Source organism: Microbacterium sp., from assembly GCF_031179285.1.
Classification (GTDB): Bacteria; Actinomycetota; Actinomycetes; order Actinomycetales; family Microbacteriaceae; genus Microbacterium.
The window spans coordinates 145281-161804 of the sequence record NZ_JAPSHY010000006.1 but is presented as its reverse complement, the minus strand read 5'-3'; the positions used below and the strand labels follow the sequence as shown (position 1 = coordinate 161804).

General features: G+C 69.7%; 15 protein-coding genes. 10 read left to right on the top strand and 5 right to left on the bottom strand.

What is annotated here, in order from left to right:
- From RIN18_RS05960 to RIN18_RS05945, 4 genes are all read left to right on the top strand, one after another.
- The coding region (locus tag RIN18_RS05960) for a sugar ABC transporter permease (protein ID WP_309103035.1) at window positions 1-492 on the top strand (492 nt) is incomplete at its 5' end.
- On the top strand, window positions 489-1379 hold the full coding sequence (locus tag RIN18_RS05955; protein ID WP_309103034.1) for a carbohydrate ABC transporter permease: 891 nt from the start codon (window positions 489-491) through the stop codon (window positions 1377-1379). The genes RIN18_RS05960 and RIN18_RS05955, both read left to right, overlap by 4 nt.
- Window positions 1380-1384: 5 nt before the next feature.
- Entirely contained in the window at window positions 1385-2797 is a 1413-nt protein-coding gene (locus RIN18_RS05950) for a GH1 family beta-glucosidase (RefSeq protein ID WP_375163499.1), read from the top strand.
- Between the two features lie 65 nt (window positions 2798-2862).
- Window positions 2863-3876 (top strand): LacI family DNA-binding transcriptional regulator, encoded by a 1014-nt coding sequence (locus tag RIN18_RS05945; protein WP_309103032.1) that lies wholly within the window; start codon window positions 2863-2865, stop codon window positions 3874-3876.
- 33 nt (window positions 3877-3909) lie between these two features.
- Here RIN18_RS05945 and RIN18_RS05940 read toward each other — a convergent pair whose 3' ends face one another.
- On the bottom strand, window positions 3910-4566 hold the full coding sequence (locus tag RIN18_RS05940) for a GntR family transcriptional regulator (protein WP_309103031.1): 657 nt from the start codon (window positions 4564-4566) through the stop codon (window positions 3910-3912).
- A 125-nt stretch (window positions 4567-4691) separates the two neighbouring features.
- Here RIN18_RS05940 and RIN18_RS05935 point away from each other — a divergent pair, with 125 nt between their 5' ends.
- The 4 genes from RIN18_RS05935 to RIN18_RS05920 are packed head-to-tail and all read left to right on the top strand — an operon-like array spanning window position 4692 to window position 10073.
- Complete coding sequence (locus RIN18_RS05935) at window positions 4692-5969, top strand: divalent metal cation transporter (protein WP_309103030.1); 1278 nt, start codon at window positions 4692-4694, stop codon at window positions 5967-5969.
- 2 nt (window positions 5970-5971) lie between these two features.
- Window positions 5972-6730, top strand: a complete 759-nt coding sequence (locus RIN18_RS05930; RefSeq protein WP_309103029.1) for a 5-oxoprolinase subunit PxpA — start codon at window positions 5972-5974, stop codon at window positions 6728-6730.
- Window positions 6730-8352 carry an urea amidolyase family protein gene (locus RIN18_RS05925; RefSeq protein WP_309103028.1) on the top strand — a complete coding sequence of 541 codons (1623 nt, stop codon included), beginning with the start codon at window positions 6730-6732 and terminating at the stop codon, window positions 8350-8352. Before RIN18_RS05930 ends, RIN18_RS05925 begins: the two co-directional genes overlap by 1 nt.
- The gene (locus tag RIN18_RS05920; RefSeq protein ID WP_309103027.1) at window positions 8349-10073 is read left to right on the top strand and encodes a biotin carboxylase N-terminal domain-containing protein; all 1725 of its coding nucleotides are present in this window, start codon (window positions 8349-8351) and stop codon (window positions 10071-10073) included. The genes RIN18_RS05925 and RIN18_RS05920 overlap by 4 nt, the downstream gene beginning before the upstream one ends.
- A gap of 84 nt (window positions 10074-10157) precedes the next feature.
- On the opposite strand, the gene RIN18_RS05915 is transcribed toward RIN18_RS05920, so the two are convergent.
- Both RIN18_RS05915 and RIN18_RS05910 read right to left on the bottom strand, forming a co-directional pair.
- The gene (locus tag RIN18_RS05915) at window positions 10158-11498 is read right to left on the bottom strand and encodes a solute carrier family 23 protein (RefSeq protein WP_309103026.1); all 1341 of its coding nucleotides are present in this window, start codon (window positions 11496-11498) and stop codon (window positions 10158-10160) included.
- A gap of 196 nt (window positions 11499-11694) precedes the next feature.
- Window positions 11695-12543 carry a phosphoribosylaminoimidazolesuccinocarboxamide synthase gene (locus tag RIN18_RS05910; RefSeq protein ID WP_309103040.1) on the bottom strand — a complete coding sequence of 283 codons (849 nt, stop codon included), beginning with the start codon at window positions 12541-12543 and terminating at the stop codon, window positions 11695-11697.
- A gap of 127 nt (window positions 12544-12670) precedes the next feature.
- Here RIN18_RS05910 and RIN18_RS05905 point away from each other — a divergent pair, with 127 nt between their 5' ends.
- Entirely contained in the window at window positions 12671-12886 is a 216-nt protein-coding gene (locus tag RIN18_RS05905; protein WP_309103025.1) for a DUF2945 domain-containing protein, read from the top strand.
- Window positions 12887-13016: 130 nt separating this feature from the next.
- Entirely contained in the window at window positions 13017-14444 is a 1428-nt protein-coding gene (locus tag RIN18_RS05900) for a DHA2 family efflux MFS transporter permease subunit (RefSeq protein ID WP_309103039.1), read from the top strand.
- Window positions 14445-14481: 37 nt separating this feature from the next.
- Here RIN18_RS05900 and purD read toward each other — a convergent pair whose 3' ends face one another.
- Together purD and RIN18_RS05890 are read right to left on the bottom strand one after the other, a co-directional pair.
- Window positions 14482-15759: a phosphoribosylamine--glycine ligase gene (gene purD / locus RIN18_RS05895; RefSeq protein ID WP_309103024.1), complete on the bottom strand. Its 1278-nt coding sequence runs from the start codon at window positions 15757-15759 to the stop codon at window positions 14482-14484.
- Between the two features lie 37 nt (window positions 15760-15796).
- A complete protein-coding gene (locus RIN18_RS05890) occupies window positions 15797-16468 on the bottom strand; it encodes a CoA pyrophosphatase (protein ID WP_309103023.1) in 672 nt (223 codons plus the stop codon).
- Window positions 16469-16524 lie beyond the last annotated feature (56 nt).

Here is a 16524-nt window from a genome sequence, read left to right as displayed (position 1 = left end):
CACATCGCGATCGCGGTGATGGTCAACTTCCGCTGGACCGGCTACAACGCCCTCATCCTGCTCGCCGCCATGCAGGCCGTTCCCCGCGACCTCTACGAGTCCGCCGCGCTCGACGGCGCCGGCCCCGGCCGCCGGTTCTTCTCGATCACGATCCCGACGATCCGTCCGACGCTCATCTTCGTGATCATCACGGCGACGATCGGGGGGCTCCAGATCTTCGCCGAACCGCGTCTGTTCGACGTGTCCTCCGCCGGTGGCATCGGTGGCAGCGACCGGCAGTTCCAGACGACCGTGCTCTTCCTCTGGGATCTCGCGTTCTTCCGCCGAGACCTGGGGCAGGCGTCCGCGGTGGCCATCCTGCTGTTCGTGCTGATCGTCGGCATCGGACTGATCAACTTCATGATCTCCCGGAGCATCGCCACCGGAGACGACCGCAAGAACCGCGCAGCGCGCCGCCGCGCCCGCTCGAGCATCAAGGAGGAGGCGCGATGACCGCCACCCAGGCACTCAGCGTGCCGGAGAAGATCCGGCGCCGTCGCGGCGCGACGTCCGGGAGCGCCGGCATCGGCAGCCGCCCCGGCTTCCTCACCTACGGGCTCTTGACGGCGTTCATCATCGGCAGCGTGTACCCGCTCTGGTGGTCGGTCGTCGTCGCCAGTGGCACGAACGCCACCCGAGGCGAGACGCTCCCGCTGATCCCTGGCGGGAACTTCTTCGCCAATGCCGCACGGGTCTTCGACGCCATCCCGTTCTGGCTGGCTCTCGGCAACTCCTTCCTGATCTCGAGCGTCATCACGATCTCGGTGGTGACCTTCTCGACGCTGGCCGGCTACGCCTTCGCCAAGCTGCGGTTCAAGGGGCGGGACGGACTGATGATCTTCGTGATCGCGACGATGGCGATCCCGACCCAGCTGGGCATCATCCCGTTGTTCATGGTGATGCGCGAGCTCGGCTGGACGGGAACGGTCGGCGCCGTCATCGTGCCGACGCTCGTCACCGCCTTCGGGGTGTTCTTCATGCGGCAGTACCTCGTCGACGTGATTCCCGACGAGCTGATCGAAGCGGCCAGGATGGACGGCGCGAACCAGTTCCGCACGTTCCTGACCGTCGGCATCCCGGCTGCCCGCCCGGCGATGGCGATCCTCGGCCTGTTCACGTTCATGACGGCCTGGACCGACTACCTGTGGCCGCTGATCGTGCTCTCCCCGCAGAACCCGACGCTGCAGACGGCGCTCAGCCAGCTGCAGTCGGGCTACTACATCGACTACTCGATCGTGCTCGCCGGCGCGGTGCTCGCAACCCTCCCCCTGCTCGTGCTCTTCGTGATCGCGGGTCGGCAGCTGGTCAGTGGCATCATGCAGGGGGCAGTGAAAGGATGACATCCATGACCCGAACCCTCCCAGAGAACTTCCTCTTCGGCGCTGCGACCGCCGCCTACCAGATCGAAGGTGCTGCCTTCGACGACGGCCGCACCGCGTCGATCTGGGATGCGTTCGCGCGAGTGCCCGGGGCAGTGATCAACGCCGACAACGGTGACGTCGCCTGCGACCACTACAACCGCTACCCGCAGGATGTCGCTCTGATGAAGCAGCTGGGGCTGCAGACGTACCGCTTCTCGACGTCGTGGTCGCGGGTGCGCCCCGACGGCGGCGCGGTGAACGAGAAGGGCGTCGACTTCTACAAGCGGCTCGTCGACGAGCTGCTCGCGAACGACATCGTGCCCTGGCTCACGCTCTATCACTGGGACATGCCACAGGCGCTGGAGGAGAAGGGCGGCTGGACGAGTCGCGAGACGGTCGACCGGTTCCTCGAATACGCCGGCACCATGCACGACGCTCTCGGCGACCGCGTGCACTACTGGACGACGCTGAACGAGCCATGGTGCTCCTCGTTCCTCTCCTACACCGCCGGCATCCATGCCCCCGGGCGCATGGACATCGGAGACGGGATGCTGGCGGCGCACCATCTGCTCCTCGCGCACGGCAAGACCGTGCAGGCGCTGCGCGGCCGCGACCCGAAGCTCGACCTCGGCATCACCCTCAACCTCACCGTCGCCGATCCGGCGGACGCTCAGGCCCCGGCCGATCTCGACGCGGCGCGCCGCATCGACGGCCAGTTCAACCGGTGGTTCCTCGACCCGGTGTTCCGTGGCGTCTATCCGGACGACATCATCCGCGACTTCCGCAAGGTCGATTCCGCAGCGGTGGCGCGCTGGGAGCAGGCCGTTCTCCCCGGCGACCTCGCGGCGATCTCGACCCCCCTCGACGCGCTGGGTGTGAACTACTACCACGGCGAGATGGTCTCCGGCACCGCACCGGAGCAGGAGCCGGCGGGCGGCGATGCGCCCACCGAGCGGAAGACGCGATCGCCGTACCCGGCCGCCGACGGAATCCACTGGGTCGAGCGCGGGCTCGCTCGCACGAGCATGGGCTGGGAGGTCCAGCCCGAGGGACTCACCCGGCTGCTGAAGCGGGTGTCCGACGAGTACGCCGGCGGCGTCCCGCTCTACGTCACCGAGAACGGCGCAGCCTACGACGACGTGCGCGAGGGCGATCGGGTGGCCGACGACGAGCGACGAACCTTCCTCGTCGACCACGTCGCGGCGATCGCCGACGCGATCGACGCCGGTGTCGATGTGCGCGGATTCTTCTACTGGTCGCTGCTGGACAACTACGAGTGGGCGTGGGGTTACGAGAAGCGCTTCGGGATCGTGCGCGTGGAGTACGACACCCAGGAGCGGGTCGTGAAGGACAGCGGTCTCGAATACGCCCGCATCATCGCCGCACGCGCCGTGTGAACGCGCTGCTGCACGCCGAGCTCGAGGCTCCAGGCGATCCGCCCCGGAACCCCGAGAATGGTGTGATGCACAAAGACGCAGCGCGATCGGCGCGGGCGACCATCGAAGAGGTCGCCGCCGCCGCCGGGGTCTCGCGATCGACGGTCTCCCGGGTGGTGAACGGATCGACGGCGGTGAGTCCGGAAGCGCTCGCCGCGGTGAGAGCCGCCATCGAGCGGCTGAACTACGTTCCCAACCGCGCCGCGCGATCGCTGGCATCGAAGCAGACGCAGGCGATCGCGCTCATCGTCCCGGAGGACACGACCCGCTTCTTCGGCGATCCGTTCTTCGCGGCGATCGTCGCCGGCGTCACCGGCGCCCTCGGCGGGTCGGACTACCTCCTGAACCTCCTCATCGCCAGTGACGACCCGGGCGACAAGATGACGAGCTTCGTGCGCAACGGCGGTGTCGACGGGGCGATCATCGTCTCGCACCACACCAGCGATGCCTTCATCGATCGCATCGCCGACGCGGTGCCGGTGGTCTACGGCGGCCGCCCGGTGCGCACCGGCCCGGGCGACTACATCGTCGATGTCGACAACGTCGACGGCGCGCGCGTCGCCACGCAGCGCCTCATCGACATCGGGCGCTCGCGCATCGCGACGATCTCCGGCCCGCTGACGATGGTGGCGTCGGTCGACCGAGTGCAGGGCTTCCGTTCGGCGCTCGCCGATGCCGGCCTCGCGTCGTTCGCCGAGGAGGCAGGCGACTACAGCGAGTCGAGCGGCGCGGATGCCGTCAGGCGGATGCTGGCATCCGGTCGCCCGGACGGGATCTTCGTCGCCAGTGACCTGATGGCGCGGGGCGCGCTGACCGCGCTCCGAGCAGCCGGCATCCGCGTGCCCGAAGACGTCGCCCTCGTCGGCTTCGATGACTCGTCCGTCGCGGTGTCGACGGACCCGCAGCTCACCACGGTGCGCCAGCCCATGTACGCCCAGGGCGAGGCGATGGCCGGCATCCTGCTCTCGCTGCTGGCGGGAGGGGATCCGCCGCACACCACGATCCTGCCGACCGAGCTCGTGGTCCGGGGTTCGGCGTAGCCGACGGGCGGCGTCACGGGCGGTGGGTCGGGCTCAGCTCTTGCCCATCCGGGCGAACGCGCCGAGGACCGCGCGCTCCGACTGGATGAGGTAGCGCTCGAGCTCATCGGCACCCGCCTGCGATCCCTGCTCGAGGAACGCGGTGAGAACGGCTCGGTTCCGGCGCACGAAGGGCTCGTGAAGCGCACGGGGGTCGTCGATCTCGAGGAACGCCAGTCGGAGTTCTGCGGCCACGTTCCGGTAGGTGCGCGTGAGGCGCGGGCTGTCGGCGAGGTCGACCAGCGCGACGTGGAAGGCCATGTTCGCGCTGCCGACGGCCCGCCAGGCATCGTGGTCGCGCGGCGATGCGCCGGCGATGGCCGCCTCGGCGGCGTCGACCGCGTCGCGCATGCGTTCGACGGCCGGGTGCTCGGGCTCGGACTGCCGAAGTGCCGAGCACTCGATGACGCGGCGCGCTCGGTAGATGTCGATGACGTCCGCGACCGAGGGCGATGCGACCGAGACGCCGCGATGAGGGATGTGTTCGAGCAGGCCCTGCTCGGCGAGGACGCGGAAGGCCTCTCGAAGCGTGTTGCGCGAGACGTCGAAGCGGTCCGCCAGGGCGGATTCCGACAGGCGGGAGCCCGGGGCGAAAGCCCCGTCGATGATCTGCCGGCGAAGGACGTCTGCCAGCACCTCCTGTTGTGACACGTGACCAGCGTAGGGGAAGGCGCGCTCGGGCTGATTCTCCGCGCGGGGAGAAATTGTTGAACAATATCGTGTGATGTGTCCTACACTCGTGTGATCGACACCCACCAACGACGATGGGATTCCCCATGCCGGAACACGCTCCGTCCACACTCTCCCCCGAAGACCAGGTGAAGCTCGCCGCCGTGAAGAAGCGCGCAGGGCGAAGTGCGGTGATCGGCGCCATCTTCCTCATGGCCACCAGCGCCATCGGCCCAGGTTTCATCACGCAGACGGCCACCTTCACGGCCACGATGGGCGCCGCCTTCGCCTTCGCGATCCTGATCTCGGTCATCGTCGACATCGCGGTGCAGCTGAACGTGTGGCGCATGATCACCTCCTCCGGCAAGCGCGCCGGCGAACTCGCCAACAGCGCCATCCCGTTCTCCGGCCACGTGATCGCCGTCCTCGTCGTCATCGGCGGGCTGGCGTTCAACATCGGCAACATCGCCGGTGGCGGCCTGGGCCTGAACGCCCTGCTCGGCATCGATGCCAAGCTCGGCGGCGTGCTCACCGGTGCGCTGGCGATCATCATCTTCATGGTGAAGAAGGCGGGCCGGGTCATGGATGTGGTCCTGATCGTGCTCGGGATCGGGATGATCGGGATGACGCTCGTGGTCGCCTTCATCGCCCAGCCGCCCATCGGTGAGGCGCTGCGGCAGACGTTCGTGCCCGACGAGCTGAACTTCGCCACGATCACGACGATCGTCGGCGGCACCGTTGGCGGCTACATCACCTACTCCGGTGCGCATCGCTATCTCGACTCGGGGCACACCGGACCGGAGCACGCGGGCCGGGTCATGCGCTCCGCGGCGAACGGCATCCTCATCACCGGGGTCATGCGCTACGTGCTGTTCCTCGCGGTGCTCGGCGTCGTCGCATCGGGTGTGGCTCTCGACCTCTCGAGCCAGGCCGCCAACCCCGCCGGTCAGGCGTTCGGCTCGGTGCTGGGCGACGCGGGCCTGCGCATCTTCGGGGCGATCTTCTGGGCTGCGGCGATCAGTTCGGTCATCGGGGCGGCCTACACCTCGGCCACCTTCCTCTCGACATTCACCCGCAGGCTCGCCGGCGGCTGGCCGCTGCAACTGGCCACGGTCTGCTTCATCGTCGTCTCGCTGATCGTGTACCTCTCGATCGGGACGGCGCCGGCGGCGATCCTCGTCTTCGTCGGCGGATTCAACGGCCTGATCCTCCCGATCGGGCTGACGGTGTTCATGTACATCGGCTGGTTCCGCCGCGACCTGCTCGGCACGGCGAAGTACCCGCTGTGGCTGCTGATCGCCGGAACCGTGGTGACCGCGCTCACCTGGTACATGGGGGCGGTCTCGATCGTCCCGATCTTCGCGCTGCTCGGGATCGGAGGATGACCGTGGCGACGATCGACCTGAACTCCGACCTCGGCGAGAATGTCCCCGACCGCGTCGTCAGCGATGACGAGAGCATGCTCGGCATCGTCACCAGCGCCAACGTGTCGTGCGGATTCCACGCCGGGAGCCCGGAGGGGATCCGGTCGACGCTCACCGCCGCGGTGCAACGGGGCGTCGTGATCGGCGCTCACCCGGGCTACCGCGACTACGAGAACTTCGGTCGCACGGCCATGGACATCGACTCGGCCACGCTGCAGGCACATGTCGAATACCAGCTCGGCGCGATCGCGGGGCTCGCCGCGGGCGTCGGCGGCAAGGTCGCCTACGTGAAACCGCATGGCGCGCTGTACAACACCATCGCGCGCGATGAGCGGCAGGCGAAGGACGTCGTGGCCGCCATCCGCGCCGTCGACCCCTCGCTGGTGCTGCTCGGTCTCGCGGGAGGGGTGGTGCTCGACGTCGCGGCGCGTGCCGGGCTCACCATCGCCGCCGAAGCCTTCGCCGATCGCGCGTACCTGCCGGACGGGCAGCTGGTCTCGCGCACGCAGGAAGGGTCTGTGCTGCATGATCCCGTCGTTGTCGCCGAGCGCATGGTGCGACTGGCCGAAGAAGGGATCGTCCGCGCGATCGACGGCACCGATGTGGCGGTGGTCGCGCAGTCGATCTGCGTGCACGGCGACAGCCCCGGCTCCGTCGCGATGGCCGCAGAGACCCGGCGGATGCTGGAGACATCGGGCATCCAGATCGCCCCGTTCGTCTGATGCGCATCCTCACGGCCTCCGATCGCGCGCTCCTCGTCGAGGCGGCGGATCTCGACGAGGCGATGCGGTTCAACCTCGCCTGGGCGGGAGTCGCCGGTGTGGAGGAGCTCATCCCGGGCGCGCGCACGGTGCTGGTGCGGTTCGATCCGCTCCGGGTCGCGGCATCCGATCTCGCGACCGTGCTGGAAGGCACGACCGTCGAGACCGGACACGTGCCGCACGCACGGGAGGTGACGATCCCGGTGCGCTACGACGGAGAGGATCTCGACGACGTGAGCGCCTCGCTCGGCGTCTCGGTCGACGAGGTCATCGCGCGGCACCTCGCCGCGGACTGGCGCGTGGCGTTCTCGGGCTTCGCCCCGGGATTCGGTTACGCGGTCTCTTCGGATCCGCTCTTCGAGGTGCCTCGCCGGCCGTCGCCGCGAACGAGAGTGCCCGCGGGATCGGTCGCCCTGGCGGGTGCGTTCACCGGGGTCTATCCGCGGGAGAGCCCGGGCGGGTGGCAGCTCATCGGCCGCACGGATGCGGTGATGTGGGACATCGATCGCGATCCGCCCGCGCTCCTGTCGCCGGGAACTCTGGTGCGTTTCGAGCGGGCGATGGCAGCGGCCGTCACCGGCTCCATCTCCGGGCCCGCGGGGACGTCCCGAATCCCGGACGATCCGGCCAGGTCCGGGCGTGTCGACGGCGGACACGCCCGTGACGGGGCCGATCATCGGGGATCCGGCACGCCGCGCACGATCGAGGTCGTCCGATCCTCACTGCAGTTGCTGGTGCAGGATGCCGGGCGCCCGGGTCACGCGGCCCTCGGCGTCTCGGCGTCCGGCGCCGCCGACCGTACGGCGATGCGCGACGCGAACCGCGCCGTCGGGAACAGCGACGGCGCAGCGGTCCTCGAGAGCGTCGGAGGGATGGTGCTGCGCTTCCACGGCGCCGAGGTCGCCGCCGTCACAGGGGCCGTCGGATCCCTCGCCCTCACCGATCGCGACGGTGTCACCCGCGACATCCCGCCTGGCGTGCCGTTCGCGCTCGCCGACGGCGACGAACTCGCACTCGGGCACCCCGATCGGGGCCTCCGCTACGTCATCGCCGTGCGCGGCGGAATCATCGCGTCGCCCGCTCTCGGCAGCGTCGCCGCAGACACGCTCGCCGGTCTCGGACCCGCCCCGCTCGCAGCGGGTGACAGGGTCGCCATCGGCGATCCACGCGCCGCCCCCCGAGCGGTGGACCCCCACGCGTTGCCGCGCGCCCTTCCGGCGCCGGGCGAGACGGTCGCGCTCGAGATCACCCTCGGTCCCCGTGACGGCTGGTTCACCGATCGGGCCCTTCGCGTCCTCGTCGATCAGGACTGGGAGGTGACCCCGCGCTCGGATCGGGTCGGCATCCGCCTGGCGGGCGCTGCGCCCCTGGAACGATCGGTCTCCGGCGAGCTGCCCAGCGAGGGTGCCGTGACCGGGGCGATCCAGGTGCCGCCCGACGGCCAGCCGGTGCTCTTCCTGCAGGATCACCCGCTCACCGGCGGGTACCCGGTCATCGGCGCGGTCACCGATCGCTTCCTCGATCTGGCCGGTCAGCTGCCACCGGGAGTGCGCATCCGATTCGTCGTGAAGGAGAACCAATGAAGAAGGTGCTGATCGCCAATCGCGGCGAGATCGCCGTGCGCGTCATGCGCGCGTGCGCGGAAGCCGGGTACACGTCGATCGCGGTGTACGCCGATCAGGATGCCGACGCGATGCACGTGCGCCTCGCCGACGAGGCGGTGGCGCTGGGCGGAGACACGGCCGCGACGAGCTACCTCTCGATTCACGCGCTGCTGGAGGCGGCGGAGCGGACGGGCGCGGATGCCGTTCACCCCGGCTACGGGTTCCTTTCGGAGAGCGCCGACTTCGCGCGGGCCGTCGAGGATGCCGGTCTCGTCTGGATCGGACCGACGCCGGAGAGCATCGAGGCGCTCGGCGACAAGATGACCGCGCGGCGCATCGCCCAGCGCGCCGGGGCGCCGCTCGCGGCCGGCACCGACCGCCCCCTGACGGGCCCGGCCGAAGCGGTGGCGTTCGCCCGCCTGCATGGCCTGCCGATCGCGATCAAGGCCGCGTTCGGCGGAGGTGGGCGCGGCCTGAAGGTCGTCCGCGAGCTCTCCGAGGTGGCCGACGCCTTCGATGCGGCGACGCGTGAGGCGATCGCCGCGTTCGGCCGCGGCGAGTGCTTCGTGGAGCGGTACCTCGAAAGCCCGCGCCACGTCGAGGTGCAGGTGCTCGGCGACGGCGTGGGCGGCGTCGTGGCGGTCGGGGACCGGGACTGCTCCATGCAGCGGAGGAACCAGAAGCTCATCGAGGAGGCGCCGGCGCCGGGTCTCACCGTCGAGCAGCGCCTTCAGCTGCACGCAGCGGCCAGGGCGATCTGCGCCGAGGTGCATTACCGCGGGGCGGGCACGGTGGAGTTCCTGCTCGCCGCCGATGGCACGATCTCGTTCCTCGAGGTGAACACGCGCCTGCAGGTCGAGCATCCCGTCACCGAGCAGGTCACCGGGGTCGACCTCGTCCGCGAGCAGTTCCGCATCGCCTTCGGCGAGGGCATGTCGCTGTCGGAGACGCCGACGCCTGTCGGGCACGCCTTCGAGTTCCGGATCAACGCGGAGGACCCGGGACGCGGGTTCCTGCCGAGCCCGGGTCGCATCGAGAGGCTGCGCATCCCGGGCGGTCCCGGAGTGCGTTGGGACGGCGGTGTCGAGGAGGGCGACGTCGTGCAGCCGGCCTTCGATTCCCTGATGGCCAAGCTCATCGTGCACGCCGACACCCGAGATGCCGCGCTCACGCGTGCCCGTCGCGCGCTTCGCGAACTCTCCGTCGCGGGACCCGCCACCGTCATCGGCTTCGACCTTCTCGCACTCGGCGAAGAGGCGTTCGCCACCGACACCTTCGCCGTGCACACGCAGTGGATCGAGAGCACGCTGCTGCCACGGCTCGAGCCCCAGCTGCGACCGGCGCCCCTCGCCGACGGTCCCGTGCTGCGCGTTCCCGTCGAGATCGACGGACGCCGGGTCGTGCTGGGCCTGCCGCCTGCCCTGCTGGAGCGCCTCGGGCGGGGCGGGCAGGATGCTGCCGTGGCGGCCGTCCCGGCATCCGGCCCCGATCCCGCGGAGCTCTTGGCACCCGCCCCCGGCACGCTGGTGCGCTGGCTCGTCGGCGACGGCGCTGCGGTCTCGTCCGGCGAGCAGGTGGCGGTGCTCGACGCCATGAAGATGGAGACCCCGGTGGCGGCGCATCGCTCGGGCACGCTCTCGACGCGCGTCGACGTGGGCTCGGCGGTGGAGGCAGACAACGTGCTCGCCGTGATCGTCTGAGCGTTCGGCGACGCTTCGCTGACGGCAAGAGCCCGGGTGCCTCGTCCGAGGCTCCCGGACTCTCGCGTCAGCGCGTGACGGGCGTCAGGTCGGGTCGCCGCCGATCGGGCCGACAGCCGGGATCGGGCCGCCGTCGTCGGCCCCGCTCTCGCGCCAGCGGGCGATCGCGTTGCCGAGGTGGTAGATCACGAGAGCGGCGACCGTGCCGAGCACGATCGCGCCGAGCTGGAAGCTGCCCCAGCTCATCATGAAGCCCGCGATCGCGATGACGAACGACACCGCCACCGTGTACTGGTTGACCGGCCGCGAGAAGTCCACGCGGTTGTCGACCCAGATCTTGATTCCGATCACGCCGATGAGACCGTAGAGCGCCGTCGTCACGCCGCCGAGAACGCCTGCCGGGATCGTGTTGAAGATCACGCCGACCTTCGGCGAGAAGGCAAGCAGGATAGCGACGGCGCCGGCGACCCAGTACGCGGCGGTGGAGTAGACGCGCGTCGCCGCCATCACGCCGATGTTCTCGCCGTAGGTCGTCGTGCCGGATCCGCCGAAGCCGCCGGCGAGGGTCGTCGCGAGTCCGTCGGCGACGAGGGCGCGACCGGTGTGCTTGTTCATCGTCGGGTCGTTCGTCATCGTCGCGACGCCCCGCACATGGCCGACGTTCTCGGCGATGAGCACCAGCACGACGGGCAGGAACATCGGAACCAGCCCCCACGCCGTCGGGTCGCCCACCGCGGCGAGGTGGAAGTCGGGGAGACCGATCCAGGCGGCCTCACCGACCGCCGAGAAGTCGACCTGGCCGGTGAGGACCGCCACGATGTAGCCGACGATGACGCCGAGGAAGATCGAGATCCGTCCGAGGAAGCCGCGGAACAGCACGCTGAACAGCACGACGGCGGCGAGCGTCACCGTGGCGAGTTCGGGCTGGAGCTTGAAGTTGTTCCACGCTGCGGGGGCGAGATTGAAGCCGATGAGAGCGACGATGGAGCCCGCGACGACCGGGGGCATGAGCTTGTCGATCCAGCCGGTGCCGACGGCCTGCACGAGGAAGCCGACGGCAGCGAGCAGCACACCGGCGGCGACAACGCCGAGCAGGGCCTGCGCGATCTGCTCGCCGGACTCGAGGGCTCCGCCGCCGTTCAGTGCGGTGATCGGCGCGATGAACGCGAACGACGAACCCAGATAACTCGGGAGGCGGTTGCGCGTCAGCAGCAGGAACAGCAGCGTGCCGACGCCGGAGAACAGCAGCGTGGTCGAGACGGGGAAGCCGGTCAGGATCGGGACGAGGAAGGTCGCGCCGAACATGGCGACGACGTGCTGCACGCCGATCGCGATCGTGGCCGGCCACGCGAGGCGCTCATCGGGGCGGACGACGGCGCCCGGTTCGACGGTGCGGCCGTCTCCGTGCAGTTTCCACAGCGGCATGGTGCTCCTCAGGGTCGGGGGTCTCGGGAGTGCTGGAGCAACCCTACCGATTCCTGAGTGTTCCCTGGGTGCCGGGCTCCTCGGCTCGGAGCTCCTCCTCTTTCCCGCGAGTCTGCACTCTCCTGCCGAGAGGGTGGCTTTTCGCCAGGGTTTCGGCGCGAAGATGCAGTCTCGCGGAAGAAGGAGGCTGTGGAGGTCAGGCGCCGAGGCGCTCGACGAGTTCGCGGTAGCGGGCGGCGGTGCGCTCGACGATCTCATCCGGCAGCGCCGGCGGCTCGCCCTGCTTGTCCCAGTTCGCGGCGAGCCAGTCACGCACGATCTGCTTGTCGAAGCTCGCCATGCGCTCGGCGGGAGTGGTGCCATCACGCCAGGCCGCGGCATCCCAGTAGCGGGATGAGTCGCTCGTCAGCACCTCGTCGGCGAGACGCAGGATGCCGTCGGCATCCGTCCCGAACTCGAACTTCGTGTCGGCGAGGATGAGGCCCCGCTGCTCGGCGATGCCGGCCGCGCGCGAATAGATCGCGAGCGAGGCCTCCCGCAGCCTCTCAGCCTGGTCGGCGCCGACGAGTTCGACGACCCTGTCGAAGGAGATGTTCTCGTCGTGCTCGCCCATCGGGGCCTTGTATGCCGGGGTGAACAGCGGCTCCGGCAGCCGGTCGCCGTTCTGCAGGCCCGCGGGCAGCGGGATGCCGCACACCGTTCCGTTTTCGACATATTCCGCCCAGCCGGTGCCGGTGATGTAGCCGCGGACGACGCACTCGATGGGCAGCATCTCGAGGGACTGCGCCAGCATCGCGCGATCGGCGACGGATGCGGGGATGTCGCCTTCGGCGAGATGGTTCGCGACGTCGTCGAGCTGCGAGAACCACCAGCGGCTGAGGCGTGTGAGAAGTGCGCCCTTTTCGGGGATGCCGGGGGAGAGGACCGTGTCGAAGGCGCTCACCCGGTCGCTCGCGACGACGAGGATGCGGGTGTCGGCGGCATCCTCCGACGCGTACAGATCGCGGACCTTCCCCGAGTAGATGTGACGCCAGCCGGGGATCATCTGCGCGGTGCTTTCCGAAGGAGTGCTCACCCGCCCATTATCCCGGTCGCCCGCTGCTGCACGTGTCAACCCCAGGTACGGATGCCGTGAGATGCACGACCGTGAGAGTCCACGAAGCGGAGGAAGCATGGCGAAGGAACTGTCCAGAGGAGACCGTGTCAGTTGGAGCACGTCCCAGGGGCGGACCCAGGGCACCGTCGAGGAGAAGAGGACGAAGGACTTCCAGTTCGCGGGGCAACACTTCACCGCATCCGAGGACGAACCCGCCTACATCGTGACGTTGGAGAAGAGCGGAGCCAAGGCCGCACACAGGGGCTCGGCGCTGCGCAGGCTGAAGAGCTGACGCCGCGTTCCGTGTCGGATGACGGGTGTAGCGTTGCCCGGTGACTTCTGCCGAACGTACGCCCACCGGTTCGATCCTCCGCCCGACGAGCCCGTGGCCGGCGCTTTGGGCACTGGTGATCGGGTTCTTCATGATCCTCGTCGACACCACGATCGTCTCGGTCGCGAACCCCGCCATCAAGGCGGCCCTCGACCCCTCGACCGACAACCTCGACAACGTGGTCTGGGTGACGAGCGCCTACCTGCTCGCGTACGCCGTGCCGCTGCTGATCACCGGTCGCCTCGGCGACAGGTTCGGACCGAAGAACATCTACCTCATCGGTCTCGCGATCTTCACGCTCGCGTCGCTCTGGTGCGGCCTGTCGACCTCGCTCGAGGGACTGATCGTCGCCCGCGCGGTGCAGGGTCTGGGAGCGGCGTTCATGACGCCGCAGACCATGGCGGTGATCACGCGCACCTTCCCGGCTGAGCGGCGCGGCGCGGCGATGGGGCTGTGGGGAGCCACCGCCGGTGTCGCGACGCTGGTCGGTCCGCTGCTCGGCGGACTGCTCGTCGACGGTCTCGGCTGGGAGTGGATCTTCTTCATCAACCTCCCGGTCGGCGTCGTCGGTTTCGTGCTGGCGTGGCTGTTCGTCCCGAGGCTCGAGACCCACCCGCACCGCTTCGATGTGCTCGGGGTGGTGCTCAGCGCCGTCGCGCTCTTCCTGATCGTCTTCGGTCTGCAAGAGGGCGAGAAGTTCGACTGGGGCGTCATCTGGGGCCCGATCTCGGTGTGGGGTCTCATCGCCGCAGGGCTCGTCGTCCTGACGCTGTTCCTCGTGCAACAGGCGCGCACCCGCAGCGAACCGCTGGTGCCGCTGGTGCTGTTCCGCGACCGGAACTTCGCCGGCGCGAACGTCGCGATCGCGGCCGTCGGCTTCACGGTCACGAGCATGTCGCTGCCGCTGATGTTCTTCCTGCAGACCGCGCGTGCGCTCACCCCGACCGAGGCGGCGATGCTGCTGATCCCGATGGCGGTGCTCTCGGGTGTGCTCGCTCCGTTCGCCGGCAAGCTCCTCGACCGCTCCGACCCTCGGATCATCCTCATCCCCGGCCTCCTCTGCGTCGCCGGCGCCCTGGTCTGGTATTCGGTGCTGATGAACATGGACACCCCGATCTGGGCGTTCCTGTTGCCGTCCGCCCTGATGGGGCTCGGCAACGCCGGGATGTGGGGGCCGCTCGCGACGACCGCCACACGCCGGCTGCAGCCTCATCAGGCCGGCGCCGGAGCCGGCATCTACAACACCACCCGCACCATCGGATCGGTGATCGGGTCGGCGTCGATCGCCGCGTTCATGCAGGCCCGGCTCGAGGCCAACCTTCCGAGGCTCGGGGATGCCCCGTCAGGGATCATCGGCGACGGCGCCCTTGCGCCACAGGTCGCCGAGGGATTCTCCAGCGGAATGGCTCAGGCGCTCCTGCTGCCGGCGAGCGTGATGGCGGTGGCACTGATCGCCTCGCTGTTCCTCGGCAGGTACGCGGCGTCCGATGCCGCGGCCGCGAGGCGCGCCGGCGAGTAGCGCCTCCCGCGCGGCACGCGACAGCGGGGCGGACGCGCTACTTCGCGACGCGGGCGGCGATGTCGGTGCGGAAGTGCGAGCCCTCGAGCGTGATGCGCCCGATCGCGTCGTAGGCGCGCTCACGCGCGGTGACGAAGTCGGATGCCGCCGCGACGACGTTGAGCACCCGGCCTCCCGTCGCGAGCAGCGACCCGCCGGGAGCATCGGGACCGGCGGTGGCCGCGTGCACGATGCGAACCCCCTCGACGGATTCCGCGTCGTCGAGCCCTTCGATCGGGCGGCCGGTCTTCGGCGCCTCGGGATAGCCCTCGCTGGCGAGGACCACGGTGATCGCCACATCGTCGCTGAACACGGGATCGGGCTGGTCTTCGAGCGTGCCGGATGCCGCCGCGAACAGCAGGTCGGACAGCGGGGTCTCCAGGCGCGGGAGCACGACCTGGGTCTCGGGGTCGCCGAACCGGGCGTTGAATTCGATCACGCGAACACCGGCGGGGGTGAGGATGAGGCCCGCGTACAGCAGGCCGATGAACGGCGTGCCCTCGGCTTCGAGCTGCCGGATCACGGGGAGCGCGACGTCGCGCGTGACCTCTTCGACGAAGGCCTGCTCGCTGCCGAACCGGTCTGCCAGCCAGGGCAGTGGCGAGTAGGCGCCCATTCCGCCGGTGTTGGGGCCGGCGTCACCGTCGAGCGCGCGCTTGAAGTCCTGCGCCGGGCTGAGCGCTCGCACCGTGTCGCCGTCGCTGAGGAAGAACAGTGAGACCTCGGGGCCCGCGAGGAACTCTTCGATGAGCACGGGGCCGGCGGGCAGGAAGTGCTCCGCGTGCGCGACCGCCTCGGCGCGGTCGGACGTGACGATGACGCCCTTGCCGGCGGCGAGGCCGTCGGCCTTCACCACGTGCGGGGCGCCGAGCTCGTCGAAGGCGGACTCGACCTCCGCGGTCGTGCTGGCGCGCACGGCCCGGCCGGTCGGCACGCCCGCGGCATCCATCACCCGCTTCGCGAACGACTTCGATCCCTCCAGCTGGGCGGCCGCCCTCCCTGGGCCGAAGACCGGGATGCCGCGCTCGCGCAGCGCATCGGCGACACCGGCGACCAGCGGAGCTTCGGGTCCGATGACGACGAGGTCGATGGCGTGCTCGTTCGCGAACGCGGTGACCGCGCCGCCGTCGAGGACATCGACGGTGACGGGCGTCGCATCCCGGGCGATTCCGGCATTGCCGGGCGACACGAAGATCTCATGCCCTGCCTTCTCTGCCCGCAGAGCGAGGATGATCGCGTGCTCACGGGCACCGGAACCGAGGACGAGAATCTTCACCCGTCCAGACTACCGAGCGCCTGTTCCGGATTACCGCTCAGACCGGCCGCTCGTCCGACGCATCCCACGGCACCGTCCAGCCGGCGGCATCGAACAGGCCGCTGAGCACCATCGCCGTGAAACCCCAGACGATCGTCCCGTCGACGTCGAACGCGGGCGACCGGAACGTGAGATCGCCGTAACGGCGCACCGACGTGTAACGGGTCGCGGGGTCCAGCAGCTGCGCCACGGGCACGCGGAACACCTCGACCGTCTCGGCGTGGTCGACGGCGGCCACGCGTGACGGCGTGCGCCACCACCCGAGCACCGGGGTCACCCGATGATTGCTCGCCGCGAGCGGGATCTCCGGCAGTGTGGCGAGCACCTCGACGCCGGCGGGGTCGAGGCCGGTCTCCTCCTCCGCTTCCCGTAGCGCCGTGGCGACCGCATCGGCGTCTCCCGGGTCACGGCGCCCGCCGGGGAACGAGACTTGACCCGGATGCGAGGAGAGTGTCGAGGCTCTGCGCTGCAACAGCACGTCGAGATCGCGGGCGACCACCGTGTCGTCGACCGGTGCCGGGATGCTGTCGAGCACGCCGAACAGGATGAGCACGGCGGCGTCATGAGCGTTGTCCGGGTCGGCGAGCCGGGGGAACGGGCCAGCCCAGCCGTGAGACGTGGATGCTGCCAGCAGCTGAGCGCGGGCGCTCTCGGGATGCTGCGTGCTCATGACGACGAGCCTACGCGCAGCCGGCGACCCTGTGCGGGCCGGGCATGAGGCGACGG

Bases quoted from the DNA above. Each gene is read 5' to 3' on its own strand.
- RIN18_RS05900 (WP_309103039.1), top strand. From the start codon at position 13,017: ATGATCCTCGTCGACACCACGATCGTCTCGGTCGCGAACCCCGCCATC.
- RIN18_RS05890 (WP_309103023.1), bottom strand. From the start codon at position 16,468: ATGAGCACGCAGCATCCCGAGAGCGCCCGCGCTCAGCTGCTGGCAGCA.
- RIN18_RS05945 (WP_309103032.1), top strand. From the start codon at position 2,863: ATGCACAAAGACGCAGCGCGATCGGCGCGGGCGACCATCGAAGAGGTC.
- RIN18_RS05925 (WP_309103028.1), top strand. From the start codon at position 6,730: ATGCGCATCCTCACGGCCTCCGATCGCGCGCTCCTCGTCGAGGCGGCG.
- RIN18_RS05950 (WP_375163499.1), top strand. From the start codon at position 1,385: ATGACCCGAACCCTCCCAGAGAACTTCCTCTTCGGCGCTGCGACCGCC.
- RIN18_RS05910 (WP_309103040.1), bottom strand. From the start codon at position 12,543: ATGATCCCCGGCTGGCGTCACATCTACTCGGGGAAGGTCCGCGATCTG.
- RIN18_RS05915 (WP_309103026.1), bottom strand. From the start codon at position 11,498: ATGCCGCTGTGGAAACTGCACGGAGACGGCCGCACCGTCGAACCGGGC.
- RIN18_RS05935 (WP_309103030.1), top strand. From the start codon at position 4,692: ATGCCGGAACACGCTCCGTCCACACTCTCCCCCGAAGACCAGGTGAAG.
- RIN18_RS05955 (WP_309103034.1), top strand. From the start codon at position 489: ATGACCGCCACCCAGGCACTCAGCGTGCCGGAGAAGATCCGGCGCCGT.
- RIN18_RS05920 (WP_309103027.1), top strand. From the start codon at position 8,349: ATGAAGAAGGTGCTGATCGCCAATCGCGGCGAGATCGCCGTGCGCGTC.
- RIN18_RS05905 (WP_309103025.1), top strand. From the start codon at position 12,671: ATGGCGAAGGAACTGTCCAGAGGAGACCGTGTCAGTTGGAGCACGTCC.